The organism is Acinetobacter sp. 1130196, assembly GCF_000588095.1.
Classification (GTDB): Bacteria; Pseudomonadota; Gammaproteobacteria; order Pseudomonadales; family Moraxellaceae; genus Acinetobacter; species Acinetobacter nosocomialis.
In genome coordinates this window covers 1-14,642 of record NZ_JFWX01000017.1, presented here as the reverse complement: position 1 = coordinate 14,642, position 14,642 = coordinate 1, and the positions used below count along the sequence as shown (strand labels likewise).

General features: G+C 41.1%; 13 protein-coding genes, 1 tRNA gene and 2 pseudogenes. 7 read left to right on the top strand and 9 right to left on the bottom strand.

What is annotated here, in order from left to right; all coding sequences use genetic code 11:
* Positions 1-9: 9 nt before the first annotated feature.
* Positions 10-795, bottom strand: coding sequence for an ABC transporter substrate-binding protein (locus J671_RS14210; RefSeq protein ID WP_002049251.1), 786 nt, complete (start codon positions 793-795; stop codon positions 10-12).
* A gap of 176 nt (positions 796-971) precedes the next feature.
* Positions 972-2,003, bottom strand: a pseudogene (adeL, locus tag J671_RS0104565) (multidrug efflux transcriptional repressor AdeL).
* Between the two features lie 197 nt (positions 2,004-2,200).
* Between adeL and adeF the strand changes: the two are divergent.
* Genes adeF through adeH form a run of 3 tightly spaced genes read left to right on the top strand, consistent with a single transcriptional unit; the run spans position 2,201 to position 8,068 of the window.
* The gene (adeF, locus tag J671_RS14205; RefSeq protein ID WP_031982652.1) at positions 2,201-3,421 is read left to right on the top strand and encodes a multidrug efflux RND transporter periplasmic adaptor subunit AdeF; all 1,221 of its coding nucleotides are present in this window, start codon (positions 2,201-2,203) and stop codon (positions 3,419-3,421) included.
* Positions 3,422-3,427: 6 nt separating this feature from the next.
* Positions 3,428-6,607 carry a multidrug efflux RND transporter permease subunit AdeG gene (gene adeG, locus J671_RS14200; RefSeq protein WP_031982651.1) on the top strand — a complete coding sequence of 1,060 codons (3,180 nt, stop codon included), beginning with the start codon at positions 3,428-3,430 and terminating at the stop codon, positions 6,605-6,607.
* A gap of 12 nt (positions 6,608-6,619) precedes the next feature.
* Positions 6,620-8,068 carry a multidrug efflux RND transporter outer membrane subunit AdeH gene (gene adeH / locus J671_RS14195; protein WP_031982649.1) on the top strand — a complete coding sequence of 483 codons (1,449 nt, stop codon included), beginning with the start codon at positions 6,620-6,622 and terminating at the stop codon, positions 8,066-8,068.
* A gap of 39 nt (positions 8,069-8,107) precedes the next feature.
* Here adeH and glyA read toward each other — a convergent pair whose 3' ends face one another.
* Positions 8,108-9,361, bottom strand: a complete 1,254-nt coding sequence (gene glyA, locus J671_RS14190; RefSeq protein WP_002049224.1) for a serine hydroxymethyltransferase — start codon at positions 9,359-9,361, stop codon at positions 8,108-8,110.
* A 60-nt stretch (positions 9,362-9,421) separates the two neighbouring features.
* Between glyA and J671_RS26145 the strand changes: the two are divergent.
* A pseudogene (locus J671_RS26145) lies at positions 9,422-9,499 on the top strand (hypothetical protein); the annotation flags it as partial.
* 108 nt (positions 9,500-9,607) lie between these two features.
* Here J671_RS26145 and J671_RS14185 read toward each other — a convergent pair.
* A complete protein-coding gene (locus J671_RS14185) occupies positions 9,608-10,837 on the bottom strand; it encodes an alpha/beta hydrolase (protein WP_031982648.1) in 1,230 nt (409 codons plus the stop codon).
* Positions 10,838-11,085: 248 nt separating this feature from the next.
* On the opposite strand from J671_RS14185, the gene J671_RS14180 reads away from it, so the two are divergent.
* The 3 genes from J671_RS14180 (at position 11,086) to J671_RS14170 (ending at position 12,723) form a co-directional block, all read left to right on the top strand.
* Positions 11,086-11,772: a 3'-5' exonuclease gene (locus J671_RS14180; protein ID WP_031982646.1), complete on the top strand. Its 687-nt coding sequence runs from the start codon at positions 11,086-11,088 to the stop codon at positions 11,770-11,772.
* A gap of 149 nt (positions 11,773-11,921) precedes the next feature.
* Complete coding sequence (locus tag J671_RS14175) at positions 11,922-12,545, top strand: hypothetical protein (RefSeq protein WP_002049342.1); 624 nt, start codon at positions 11,922-11,924, stop codon at positions 12,543-12,545.
* Between the two features lie 101 nt (positions 12,546-12,646).
* Positions 12,647-12,723 (top strand) — tRNA-Arg (locus tag J671_RS14170).
* A 74-nt stretch (positions 12,724-12,797) separates the two neighbouring features.
* Here the strand turns inward: J671_RS14170 and J671_RS0104560 are convergent.
* The 5 genes from J671_RS0104560 to J671_RS14150 form a co-directional block, all read right to left on the bottom strand.
* Positions 12,798-12,995, bottom strand: coding sequence for a hypothetical protein (locus tag J671_RS0104560; RefSeq protein WP_000084539.1), 198 nt, complete (start codon positions 12,993-12,995; stop codon positions 12,798-12,800).
* A 124-nt stretch (positions 12,996-13,119) separates the two neighbouring features.
* A complete protein-coding gene (locus tag J671_RS14165) occupies positions 13,120-13,674 on the bottom strand; it encodes a lysozyme (RefSeq protein ID WP_031982645.1) in 555 nt (184 codons plus the stop codon).
* Positions 13,664-13,882, bottom strand: coding sequence for a hypothetical protein (locus tag J671_RS14160; protein WP_001083663.1), 219 nt, complete (start codon positions 13,880-13,882; stop codon positions 13,664-13,666). The genes J671_RS14165 and J671_RS14160 overlap by 11 nt, the downstream gene beginning before the upstream one ends.
* Entirely contained in the window at positions 13,879-14,235 is a 357-nt protein-coding gene (locus J671_RS14155) for a hypothetical protein (protein WP_000138205.1), read from the bottom strand. Before J671_RS14155 ends, J671_RS14160 begins: the two co-directional genes overlap by 4 nt.
* A gap of 68 nt (positions 14,236-14,303) precedes the next feature.
* Positions 14,304-14,642, bottom strand: a 339-nt coding sequence (locus tag J671_RS14150) for a DUF4376 domain-containing protein (RefSeq protein WP_031982644.1), incomplete at its 5' end; no start/stop codon positions are given.

The following is a 14,642-nucleotide window of genomic DNA, read 5'->3' as shown; positions in this document are numbered from 1 at the left end:
TTCACATCATTAGTAAATGCTAAAAGAGAAGTATTTTTTCTCGAGTTTCTTGTATGTGCCATCCGCAATGATTGCAGCGAGTGCCTTGTCAATATTCGCTTTCAAGTCTGCATCTTCTTTACGTAAACCGATAGCCGCACCTACCCCCAATGTTTTGACATCAACCACATTGCCGCCAGCAAAAGAGAAGTTTTTACCTTTCGGTTGTTTTAAGAAAGCGCCATCAACCATGATTGCATCTTGTAAAGTTGCATCCAAACGACCAGACATCATGTCTTGGTAAATCAAATCTTGAGTTGGATAAGGAACAACACTCACACCTTTTGGAGCCCAATAGGTTTTAGCATATGTTTCTTGAATAGTGCCTTGTTGTACACCTACTCGCTTACCTTTTAATGAAGTAGGTGTTGGCAAAAGCGGCGAACCTTTTTTTGCAACCATACGCGTTGGCGTATTATAGATTTTGCTGCTAAATAAAATTTGTTTCGCACGTTCATCAGTAACGGTCATTGATGAAAGAATGCCATCAAATTTTTTCGCTTTAAGTGCGGGAATCATCCCGTCAAAAGAATTTTCCACCCAAACACATTTGGCTTTGAGTTTTGCACAAATTGCATTACCCAAATCAACATCAAAACCAGTTAACTTGCCATCTGGTGTTTTATATTCAAACGGCGCATAAGACGACTCAGTACCAAAACGAATCACCTTCCAATCCTTTGCTTGGACATTCGTTGCAACAGCAGCCAAAACTAAAGTTGTTGAAACGAACATTTTTTTCATAAAGCTTGCCATCTTGAAGCTTCTCCTTAAAATCCTAATAAGGTGATAAAAACTTGAGCAATTTCTAAATTACTCTTCTGCCGAAATAATTGCAATTTCTATACCAGTAAATTAAGGATTTATGAAGATGTCTAAGCAATGAACTGTATTGACGGTTTAAATGTTGAAAAATCAATCAAATTTTAAGATTAAGTTTTGAGTGTATAAGCTTCAGCAATATTGTGCTGCTCGACCAAAGTACGAATTGTATATTCATGACCAGTTTCTTTATCACAGGCAAATTCACATTTCTGGTCGAAAGGTAAAGCCGTACCGCCAAGTAATGGACAACCTGCAAAAAGTTCAGCGACCCAATCTACAAACACTTTTACTTTGAGCGATAAATGACGATTTTGAAGATAAACTGCTGAAATTGGCATCGGCGCTGGCGTCCACTGAGGTAATACTTCTTTTAACAAACCCGATTCTAAATGGTTGGTGAGCATATAACGTGGACCTTGAATTATACCGAAACCTTGTAAAGCCAAGTCGATATAAGCATCACCGTCATTTACAGAAACACGTCCACGTACTGACACACTTTTAATTAAATCATCAACCACAAAGTCCCAATCGAAGTTGCGTCCGGTACGGCTTTAAAAGAAGGGAATCGCTTTTTGGTTTTTTTGCAAATCTTCAATTGAGGTAGGTTCGCCATATTTTTCTAAATAAATCGGTGAAGCAGCGGTTGCGCACTGGAAAGTTCCGATACGACGCGCAATTAAGCTTGAATCTTTTAATTCTCCCACCCGAATTGCACAATCAACTGCTTCTCCAACCAAGTCTACAGGTCGGTCATTTAGACCAATCACTAAATCAATATCAGGATAGCGTGCATGAAAATCGCGTAGTCTTGGAATTAAAATTAAACGGCCAATCGATACAGGCACATCAATACGAAGCTGACCTCTCGGCCCTCGCTCTGCATCATGAAAAGAAGATTCAATATCGGAAACATCCGCTAAAATACGGGCTGTCCGATCATAATATACCGCGCCATCCGGTGTGAGACTAATTTTTCGTGTTGTTCGATTCAGCAAACGAACTTGTAAATGCTTCTCTAAAGCCTGAATGGTTGTAGTCACAGAAGCACGCGGTAAACCCAAACTATCAGCTGCTAAACTGAAACTATTTGTTTCAACCACTTTGTTGAATACTCTCATGGCATGAAATAGATCCACACGCACACTCCTATTAATGCATTTCTTTATTCAAATACATCAATTGTTATAAAAATACGAATAGTGTTATCAAATTTAATATATTTATTCGTGATTGACAAACTTTTATGCTCCGTCCATTCCATAAACCCTGTTTCTCCCATACGGACCATAACTAAAAGTCTGAAAACAGGTATCCAAATAACTAGGAGCACCTCATGTCATTTTCCCGCAAACAGTTTGCACTGTCTGCCATCTTTGTCGCCATTTTGGCTACAGGGGGCAGTTTTATGTTTTTACATGAAAATGCCGATGCAAAAGCTGCACCGACCAGTACCCAACAAGCTGCTACTGTTGATGTAGCCCCTGTAGTAAGCAAAACCATTACCGATTGGCAAGAATATTCCGGTCGTTTAGAAGCCATTGATCAAGTTGATATTCGGCCTCAAGTTTCAGGAAAACTTATTGCCGTACATTTCAAAGATGGCAGTCTTGTTAGAAAAGGCGATTTACTATTTACCATTGACCCACGTCCTTTTGAAGCTGAACTGAATCGTGCCAAAGCCCAGCTTGCTTCAGCTGAAGCACAGGTAACATATACCGCAAGCAATCTTTCACGTATTCAACGTCTCATTCAGAGTAATGCTGTTTCTCGCCAAGAGTTAGATTTAGCCGAAAATGATGCACGTTCAGCGAATGCTAACCTACAAGCCGCTAGAGCTGCTGTCCAATCTGCACGTTTAAATCTGGAATACACCCGTATAACTGCACCAGTCAGTGGTCGAATTTCCCGTGCCGAAGTCACCGTGGGTAATGTCGTTTCTGCAGGTAACGGCGCACAGGTTTTAACAAGTTTAGTGTCTGTATCACGCCTATACGCATCTTTCGATGTTGATGAACAAACTTACCTGAAATATATCAGTAATCAGCGCAATTCTTCGCAAGTACCTGTCTATATGGGACTTGCCAATGAAACAGGCTTTACTCGCGAAGGTACGATCAACTCAATCGACAATAACCTGAATACAACCTCAGGTACGATTCGTGTTCGCGCAACTTTTGACAATCCAAACGGTGTTTTATTGCCGGGCCTATATGCACGAATCCGTTTAGGTGGAGGCCAACCTCGCCCAGCGATTCTGATTAGTCCAACCGCGGTTGGTGTCGACCAAGATAAACGTTTTGTCGTAGTCGTTGATGTGAAAAATCAAACTGCTTACCGCGAAGTAAAACTCGGTGCCCAACAAGATGGCTTGCAAATCGTAAATAGCGGATTACAAGCGGGTGATCGTATCGTGGTAAATGGTTTACAACGGATTCGTCCGGGTGACCCTGTTACACCGCATCTTGTTCCTATGCCAAATTCCCAAATCACTGCTAACGCTACTCCTCCTCAACCTCAGCCAACAGATAAAACATCAACTCCGGCAAAAGGTTAATCACATATGAATATTTCTAAATTTTTTATTGATCGGCCGATCTTTGCTGGTGTGCTATCAGTCTTGATTTTACTCGCCGGTCTCCTTTCGGTATTTAAGTTACCGATTTCTGAATATCCCGAGGTTGTTCCCCCATCTGTGGTGGTACGTGCTCAATATCCAGGTGCAAACCCGAAAGTGATTGCTGAAACCGTTGCCTCTCCACTTGAAGAATCAATCAACGGTGTAGAAGACATGCTGTATATGCAATCTCAAGCAAACAGCGACGGTAACCTAACCATTACGGTGAACTTTAAGCTCGGCATCGAACCAGACAAAGCACAACAATTGGTACAAAACCGTGTGTCTCAGGCTATGCCCCGTTTACCTGAAGATGTACAGCGCTTAGGTGTTACTACCTTAAAAAGCTCACCGACTTTAACTATGGTTGTGCATCTGACCTCCCCAGATAATCGCTATGACATGACCTACTTGCGTAACTACGCGGTGCTCAACGTAAAAGACCGTTTGGCACGTTTACAAGGTGTAGGTGAAGTCGGATTATTTGGTTCTGGTGACTACGCGATGCGCGTGTGGCTCGACCCGCAAAAAGTAGCGCAGCGTAACCTCACCGCGACCGAAATTGTGAATGCCATTCGTGAACAAAATATTCAGGTTGCAGCGGGTACAATCGGTGCATCACCAAGTAATTCACCTTTACAGCTTTCAGTCAATGCTCAAGGTCGTTTAACCACTGAACAAGAATTTGCAGATATTATTTTAAAAACTGCCCCTGATGGCGCGGTTACCCGATTGGGTGATGTTGCTCGTGTTGAACTTGCAGCCTCTCAATACGGCTTACGTTCATTACTTGATAATAAACAAGCAGTCGCAATTCCAATTTTCCAAGCTCCTGGTGCGAATGCTTTACAAGTTTCGGATCAAGTACGTAGCACGATGAAGGAACTTTCAAAAGATTTCCCATCTTCAATTAAATACGACATTGTTTATGACCCGACTCAATTCGTACGGGCCAGTATTAAAGCGGTCGTTCATACCTTGCTTGAAGCAATTGCACTGGTTGTTGTGGTTGTTATTTTATTTTTACAAACATGGCGCGCCTCAATCATTCCATTGCTTGCCGTACCGGTTTCAATTATTGGTACATTTGCCCTTATGCTCGCTTTTGGTTACTCCATCAATGCGCTTTCACTGTTCGGGATGGTACTTGCTATCGGTATTGTGGTCGATGATGCGATTGTCGTCGTCGAAAACGTCGAGAGGAATATTGAAGCAGGCTTAAACCCAAGGGAGGCAACTTACCGCGCCATGCGAGAAGTGAGCGGACCGATTATTGCGATTGCATTAACACTTGTTGCCGTGTTCGTTCCACTTGCCTTTATGACAGGCTTAACTGGGCAATTCTATAAACAATTTGCTATGACTATTGCCATTTCAACAGTCATTTCGGCATTTAACTCACTTACCCTATCTCCAGCTCTGGCAGCAATGTTACTTAAAGGACATGATGCTAAACCTGATGCCTTAACACGTATTATGAATCGTGTATTCGGACGTTTCTTTGCACTGTTTAACCGTGTGTTTTCACGTGCTTCAGACCGTTATAGTCAAGGTGTCAGCCGTGTCATTTCCCATAAAGCTTCGGCAATGGGTGTTTATGCAGCACTTCTAGGTTTAACCGTTGGTATTTCCTATATTGTTCCGGGTGGCTTTGTTCCCGCTCAAGACAAACAATATTTAATTAGCTTTGCGCAGCTACCAAACGGCGCATCATTAGATCGTACCGAAGCAGTCATTCGTAAAATGAGTGATACTGCGCTTAAACAACCCGGTGTAGAAAGTGCGGTTGCCTTTCCTGGCCTATCAATTAACGGTTTCACCAATAGCTCAAGTGCCGGTATTGTCTTTGTGACTTTAAAGCCATTTGATGAACGTAAGGCTAAAGACTTATCTGCAAATGCTATTGCAGGTGCGCTCAACCAGAAATATTCAGCTATTCAAGATGCCTATATCGCGGTTTTCCCACCACCACCAGTGATGGGCTTAGGTACTATGGGCGGCTTTAAACTCCAACTTGAAGACCGAGGCGCCTTAGGCTATTCAGCCTTGAATGATGCTGCACAAAACTTTATGAAAGCAGCACAATCAGCTCCTGAACTTGGTCCAATGTTCTCAAGTTATCAAATTAACGTACCTCAACTCAACGTAGATCTGGACCGTGTAAAAGCTAAACAGCAAGGCGTTGCTGTGACAGATGTTTTCAACACTATGCAGATTTATTTAGGTTCTCAGTACGTTAACGACTTTAACCGCTTTGGACGTGTTTATCAGGTTCGTGCACAAGCCGATGCGCCTTTCCGTGCTAATCCCGAAGATATTTTGCAACTTAAAACCCGTAATAGTGCCGGCCAAATGGTGCCATTATCTTCATTGGTAAATGTCACTCAAACCTATGGTCCTGAAATGGTCGTTCGTTATAACGGTTACACATCAGCAGATATTAACGGCGGCCCTGCCCCAGGTTATTCATCTAGCCAAGCAGAAGCTGCGGTTGAACGTATTGCTGCACAAACTCTGCCGCGTGGTATCAAGTTTGAATGGACAGATTTAACTTATCAAAAAATCTTGGCCGGTAATGCAGGACTTTGGGTATTCCCAATTAGCGTATTACTCGTGTTCTTGGTTTTAGCTGCTCAGTATGAAAGCTTAACCCTACCATTAGCAGTTATCTTAATTGTACCGATGGGAATCTTAGCGGCTCTGACAGGTGTCTGGCTGACTGCTGGAGATAACAACATCTTTACCCAAATCGGTCTAATGGTACTGGTCGGGCTAGCCTGTAAAAATGCCATTTTGATTGTCGAATTTGCGCGGGAACTTGAAATGCAAGGCGCGACTGCCTTTAAAGCAGCCGTTGAAGCAAGTCGTCTACGTTTACGTCCAATTTTAATGACCTCTATTGCATTTATTATGGGTGTCGTACCACTGGTGACTTCAACTGGCGCAGGTTCTGAAATGCGACATGCGATGGGTGTTGCCGTATTCTTCGGCATGATCGGTGTAACATTCTTTGGTTTATTCCTCACCCCGGCCTTTTACGTTCTGATTCGTACCCTCAACAGCAAACATAAACTGCATTCTGCGGCAGTTCATGAAGCGCCGTTAGCTAGCCCACACGATCATTAAGGAGGACATTTGGTGATTACATCAAAACAAAACTGGTTGTTGTCCTCACTCATGGGAAGCCTGCTCCTTGCAGGCTGCTCATTAGCTCCAGAATATCAACCTGCAAAAGTTATAGTGCCAGTCAAATTCAAAGAATCTGATCCAAAAATTGAAGATAATAACTGGAAGATTGCCCAACCTGCCGATCAGCAAACTCGTGGTGAATGGTGGCGCATTTACAATGATGCTCAACTGAATGAACTTGAACAGCAAGCCATCGCAGGCAACCAGAACCTTAAAGCGGTGGCAGCCAATATTCAGGCTTCACGTGCACTACGTTCGGCAGCTCAAGCTGAACGCTTACCAAGTATTGATGCCGGATTTGGGCCAACCCGCCAAAAGCCGTCTCGGGCTTCACTCGGTTTAGATGACAATGCACATACTTCGGCTCACACCTTATGGCGCGCGCAAGCCAATGTTTCATATGAGCTCGATTTATTTGGTCGTGTAGCAAGTAGTGTCAACGCAGCGACAGCGGATCTACAACAACAAGAGGCTCTATATCAGTCGGCACTTTTAGCTCTACAAGCAGATGTTGCTCAAGGCTATTTTCTGATACGTCAACTTGATACCGAGCAAGCAATTTATAACCGAACAATCAAATTACTAGGCGAAACACGAGATTTAATGCAGCTTCGTTTTAAAAACGGACTGGTCAGTGAATTAGATGTTTCTCGTGCACAAACCGAACTTGCTGCCGCACAAACCACTGCCCTAAATATTGCTCGTAACAGAGCCAGTGCAGAACATGCGCTTGCAGTCTTATTAGGAAAACCACCAGCGGACTTTAACTTGCCAGTTCAACCTTTAAACGCAAATAGTATCCGTCTCCCTGCCGGTTTGCCGTCAACTTTACTTGAAAGAAGACCCGACATTGCGGCTGCAGAACGTGCAATGGCAGCAGATAATGCACGTATTGGAATTGCTCGTGCAGCATTTTTCCCAAAACTCAGTCTTACAGGAGCTTTAGGTTATGAATCTTCAAGTTTAAGCGAGTTGGGTAAATGGTCGAGTCGGACTTTTTTACTAGGACCTGTCGCTGGTACTATTTTGTCGTTACCTTTATTTGATGGTGGACAACGTAAAGCAGGCATTGCTCAAGCAAGAGCGGCTTATGAGGAAAGCGTCGCCAACTATAGACAAGCTGTACTAAACGCATTTCGCGAAGTTGAAAATGGTTTATCTGATCAAAGAATTCTCGATCAGCAAATTCAGGCTCAAAACCAAGCACTCTCCTCTTCTCGTCATGCTAATCAACTTTCTCATTTACGTTATCGAGAAGGTGCGATTAGCTATCTTGATGTCATTGATTCTGACCGCACGATTTTGCAACAAGAACAATTAGCAGCTCAGCTGAAAGGTAGCCAAATCATTGCAAGCATCAATTTAATCCGTGCTTTAGGAGGCGGTTGGAGTAGTTAATAAAAAAGCGCCTTACGGCGCTTTTTTTATATATACAAATTATTTTGCATATACAGGGAATTTTGCACAAACAGCTTCAACTTTTGCTTTTACATCAGCAATAACTTTTTCGTCACCTTTGCTGTCGATCACGTCAGCGATCCAACCAGCAAGTTCACGAACTTCAGCTTCACCAAAACCACGAGTTGTTACTGCCGGAGTACCGATACGGATACCAGAAGTCACAAATGGAGAACGTGGGTCATTTGGAACTGAGTTTTTGTTCACAGTAATGTGAGCAGCACCTAACCAAGCATCTGCATCTTTACCAGTTACGTCTTGTTTGATTAAAGATAACAAGAATAAGTGGTTGTCTGTACCACCAGAAACAACATCATAACCACGTGCGATGAATACTTCAGCCATCGCTTGAGCATTTTTCACAACTTGTTGTTGGTAAGTTTTAAAGTCATCAGACATTGCTTCTTTGAAGCAGATTGCTTTAGCAGCAATCGCATGCATTAATGGACCACCTTGGTTACCAGGGAATACAGCTGATTGAAGTTTTTTCTCAATTTCTTCATTCGCTTTCGCAAGGATTAAACCAGAACGTGGACCACGAAGTGTTTTGTGAGTTGTCGTTGTCGTTACGTCAGCAATTTGAACTGGGTTTGGATATACACCAGCAGCAACAAGACCAGCAACGTGAGCCATATCAACAAAAAGGTAAGCGCCAACTTTATCCGCGATGTCACGGAAACGTTGCCAATCTACAACACGGCTATAAGCAGAGAAACCAGCAACGATCATACGTGGCTTGTGTTCTAAAGCTAAACGTTCAACTTCTTCGTAATCGATCTCGCCAGTTTCAGCATTTAGTCCATACTGAACAGCGTTATACGTTTTACCAGAGAAGCTTACTTTTGCACCGTGAGTCAAGTGACCACCGTGAGCCAAGCTCATACCCAAAACTGTGTCGCCTGGGTTAAGAAGTGCTAAATACACAGCAGAGTTAGCTTGTGAACCAGCATGTGGTTGAACGTTTGCGTAATCAGCACCAAAAAGTTCTTTAGCACGGTCAATCGCCATTTGTTCAATAACATCTACATATTCGCAACCGCCATAATAGCGTTTGCCAGGATAACCTTCTGCGTATTTGTTCGTAAGTTTTGATCCTTGCGCTTCCATCACAGCAGGAGAGCAATAGTTTTCAGATGCAATTAACTCGATATGTGCTTCTTGACGCTCACCTTCAGAAGCAATTGCTTGAGCTAATTCTGGATCAAATTCAGAAATGGAAATATTGGCAAACATTAGCGGGGGTCCTATAAATTAGGGCTTTTAAGCCGTGCTAAGATTGCGGCATATTGTAGCATGAACTTTATAATTAAACAGAATCAAGTTAGCTCAGTTTTAAATAAAAATGGCTCAATTTTTATAAAAAATGAGCCATCAAATCTAAAATAATTTATAAACACTTAAAAAGCTTTTAATTAATAATTTTCCAAAGTTAAATTTAGCTTTTCATAGCAATAAAAAAACCTTAAATATCAAACACTCTTATTGAGCTGACAGCAAGTTTTGTACATTTCCAATAATATTATCTACATTACTGCTCATTGCCGCCTCATGATCCCAATTACCCGTTACATAGCTATTAATCTTTGTACCGACGACAGTGGCATTAGATATCAAAATATCAGTAGCTACTTTCGGAACTGTTGTATCTGCTAGCCCCTGATAAATAATAATCGGTGTAGTGACTTTTGCCTGTAAAGGTTGAGAATCTTTATCTAAGAATGTTTTAACTAAAGGTACTGCCATAAAATTAGGTTGTGTACGCGTATATCCATCCAGAGTTCCATTATGCTCTGTAGCATACTTAGTCATACCTGCACCAAAGGCTTGCCCCAATGGCCCTGCACAAATTGTTTCCGCCTGCTGTGCAGTACTTGCTGTTTGTGAAGTAAATACTTGGGAATAATCAAAGCTTGGCTGTGTATTTCGAATGCCGGCTGTCACTAAAGCAGTATATGTATCAAGCTGCGCATACATTGGAATCTTTTTATCCACAGTTGCATTAGCAACAGCCTGTTCACCTGCAATTAAAATAAATCCTAGATTTGAAGCTGGTGCTACCGCTACTGTACCTTTATAGTCTAGCTGCGCACGGCTCGCATATTGTGCAGCGCCCAATGCAGCATGCCCACCTTGCGAATGTCCTACAGTAACCCACTTTTTCGAAGTTAATAAGTTCCGCTGTAATAAATAATTACGTGTTGCTACTACTGCATCGGTAATTGAATAAGCTTCACTTTTAATATTTAAAAATGGATGTATACCTGGTGTACCTAATCCCTCATAATCTGGTGCAACCACCACATAACCCGCTGCAAGAAGTTTACTAATTAAATCTTTAGTACTGTCTGTTAATGCCGATTTACTCGGTGCACATGCATCTGCAACCCCTGTCGTACCATGTGCCCAAACCACAATTGGCCAACCGCCTGCTGGTGGTGGAGTAGTCGGTGTAAATACTAGACTTGTTGCCTGCACCTCTTGTCCACTTTGACCTAACATTTTATAAGTTAAAATACTACTTTCAGCAGCAACCGCTCCTAAGTTAGTACTTGTATAAGCATCGACCTTAACCACTGGATTTTGAATATTATTGGCTGGAGTACCCAATGGATCAGTAGTTGCTGAACTGTCATCGCTACTTCCATCTCCACATCCCGTCAATAGTAAACTTGTGCTAAGAACACTGGTCATGAACAATTTCATTTTCATTCGTATATCTTCCTTAAATTCAATTTTTGTTGTGCTTTAGTTTTTAATGAACATTTTAAATGTCTTACAAACAATTACGCCTAATCTTCATTTTTCGCAAGTGATATTTAATCAAAATGAACAGCGAGATTTTCTACTTTTCAACATAAATTGCATTTGATAGCTCATCTAGCCTTACTCTATGTTTTAAAGTAGATAGTCAACTGTTAAGATTGATGGTTACTTGTAATTGTTTAAAGGTTCAAAAGATGCAAGCCATTATTTTAGATACAGAAACTCATACACTAAATGGTTTGCCTATTGAAATTGCATACGCCCCTATTGAACTTAATGCAGGTAAACTCACTTTAGATAAAAGCAAATTGTTTGATCAGCTTTATCAGGTGGGAGCTCCGATCTCTTATGCTGCAATGGCTGTTCACCATATCTTAGAGTCCGACCTAGAAAATCAGCCTCACTATAAAACCTTTAAATTACCTGATAGCACAACTTATATTATTGGCCATAATATTGATTATGATATTGCCGCAATTGCTCGCTGTGGCGTCGATGTATCTCATATTAAACCGATTTGTACTTTAGCTTTAGCACGTAAAGCTTGGCCAGATGCCGAAGCTCATAATATTTCTGCACTCATTTATATGATTTCCCAAGGTAGCGGTAAAGCTCGAGAAATGCTGAAAGGTGCTCACCGTGCCGACGCTGACATTATTTTAACTGCCAATATTTTGATGCATATTATCTATCATTTAAATATTCAAGATATTGAAGAGCTTTACCAAGTTTCTGAAGAAGCCCGTATTCCGCATACGATTAATTTTGGTAAGCATAAAGGTACGGCAATTGCTGAACTGCCTAAAGATTATATTCAATGGCTTCTACGTCAAGACGAGCTGGATGCCTATCTACGTAAGGCATTAGAAAGCGCATTTTAAATTCCTTAAATAGATGATATTCATAAATTCTTCATCAAATTGTCATTTTTGAGTTTTATCTTTAACCCCATTTATATTTTATTAAGAACAGTACTGTTTGATAGAGAAAAATCAAACAGACTGCTTCATTTTTATATTGGGGAAATACAATGTCTGGTTTTTATCGAACCAATTTGGGAAGAGTTGCGCTTCAACAACGTAATATTACGTTAAATGCAAAACAAAGACGTTTACTTCTATTAATAGACCATGAAGATTTTCAAAGTCTCGATACTGAGTTTAAAAAGCGGATCGCCCCACCAGAACTGATACAACAGCTCATTGACTTAAAACTAATTGCACCTTCTAGTGAAAATTATTCAGAGTTACCTGAACAAATATCTCCCCAAGAGTCATCTATAACAACTAAAGAAATACATCAAAAAAATGTTGACGAGAATAAAAGTAATGATTTAGTTGGAGAAATTCAGGTTCCTCACTCAACGTCTGCGCCTTCTTCAAATATTGAAAATAACCAACCAAGCATTCCAGTTCAACAGCTCTCTTTTGAAGAAATACAACAGTTGATGAAGCAAAGCTTAAGCCAATACTGTGGCCTTATGGCAAAGCCACTTATTCAAAAAATAGAGCAAATAAAAACACTTCAAGAACTTAAAATGTGCCAAATGCAATGGATTACCAGTTTGCAGGAATCACGTATTCCTCCTCATGAGCTAGCACATACTCTCCATTCTATTAATTATTCAATTCAGCTTATTCAGCAACGCATCTAAAATAGAACAAGCTGCTGTTTAATTAAGCATTAAACTCACTTGGTACGTATTTCGTGCTTTACCTACCAGTGTTTTTTTCCTATGATGTGCCCCACACATGTGCGCTCGTAGCTCAGTTGGATAGAGTACAGGTTTCCGAAGCCTGGGGTCGTGGGTTCGATCCCCGCCGGGCGCACCAATCTATTTTATAAAATCAATAACTTAAATATATTTTGGCGTATATTTGGCGTAATGCGCTATTTATCCACAGGTTTAGAGGTAATTTTGCTTCTTATCAAAGGTCCATCTTTTACCGTTGTAAGTGACAGTTCCATCCAAATTAATCGGCAACTCTTTTAATGAGTAGTCATAGATTTTAAGAACATTCCCGTTCTTATCTAAATCAGCGGGTAGATTGCAAGTATTCTCCATCCTGCCCGCTTCCGAAACCATAATCATGACTTGCGACATCACAAAGCCCTTACACAAATCGAGACGTTCACATTACTATTAATAGTGTGAGCTGTGCAACCTGAGAGTAGGAGGCACAGCAATGTGATGATCGATGCAACTTTGGTACGTTTGCACATATAAGTTACTTCTTTAAAAAGAGTGCTCGTTCTGCTTCTCGGCGACGAACTAGGCCCTTCATAACCTTGCCACCTGCTTTGTTCCATACAAGGAATTGATCGGCAGCGCCTTTGTAGTCGCCTTTATTAAGCAACTTGAGCAAAGTTGAATTCTTTAAAGCACCTGCGCCAATGTTGTAAGTCAGAGAAACCAAAGCATCAAACTGATTTTGATTTAGGGGCACTGTCACAGATTCATTTACTGTTTTTTCAAATTTGGCCAAGTCGTGTTTAAAGTAAGCTTTAGCTTGTTCAGGTGTGCAAGTATCACCTTGCTTAACCTTCACACCATTTGGATAAACTGTAGTGCCAGTTCCAATAGTCCAGATACCCACACCATCATCATAAGCTTTAAAGCGCGTATCTTCGAAGCCTGAAATTAGTTCCACTCCAACATCACTTGTCGTTTTCCCACTTGGTGCAAGTTTTTCGACCACTTTATTTAAATCATCTACTTGTGCTTGCGTTAGTTTACCACCTGCAATGACACGGGCGGCGTCGAAGAATGGTTTAGTTGTCATTGGATTCACCTTTCTTTTTCTCTAATTCAGAGCTACCAAAATAAAAGCCACATGCAGTTGTCATAGCCCCTGCAATGAAGCCCAATGCTGTATTAATCAGATTGCTATTTTCTCGGGGCATATCCACAAAAAATAAAGCAATCACTAAAACAAACATTAATCCCACCAATGCGAAAGCTAGATATGCTCGAGTATTTTCACTGTTCATCTTTTTGCTTCCTCCAATCGTGATACTTTCTCTTTAATTAAAGACTGGTCTTGGCTTAATTGAATAATTGAAGATCCAACCCACGCACACAATGAAAATACGATGCCTGCAAATATTCCCAGCAATACACGCAGCACAGAAATTCCACCATCTTGCGCTGCTGTGCGGTTTTCTAAATTGGCGACTTTGATATCCAATGTATCGATATCCTTTTTGTTCTGTTCGCTAGTCTCTTTGTGCGCTTCATTAATGAAAGTCAGTCGAGTAACATGATCTGACAACATGCGAATATCACTTTGAATGGAGTCGATTTTCTTTTCAAATCTCAACCCGTATGATTCATTTTCAGTCATGCCTTCCCCCTTTCGTTTAGGCAATAAAAAAGCACCCGAATTAGGTGCTATAAAATGTCTCGTTAATATTAAAAACTGATCTTATCTACTTCAGCTTTCGTTTTAGCCAGCGCAATACTCTCTCTAGCTTTTCTGCTTCTTGCATGACACATAGATACATGCTCTGCCAATGCTTGTCTTAACTTTTTTAATTCCTCCCCTGATAATGTGATAACGGTATTGTTGAATAATGTCCATTCAACCTCTACGCCTAATGCACTTGCTGCAATAATGCGGCTCTGAGACTTTTCATCTGAATCAAATTTATATCCATTAAATGAAAAACCACCGAATTCGGTGGTTTCTCTAATTTGTTTTATCTCAAGCCATTTATGCTCCTTAACCTGATCTAGAGTTCGAGGATCTAC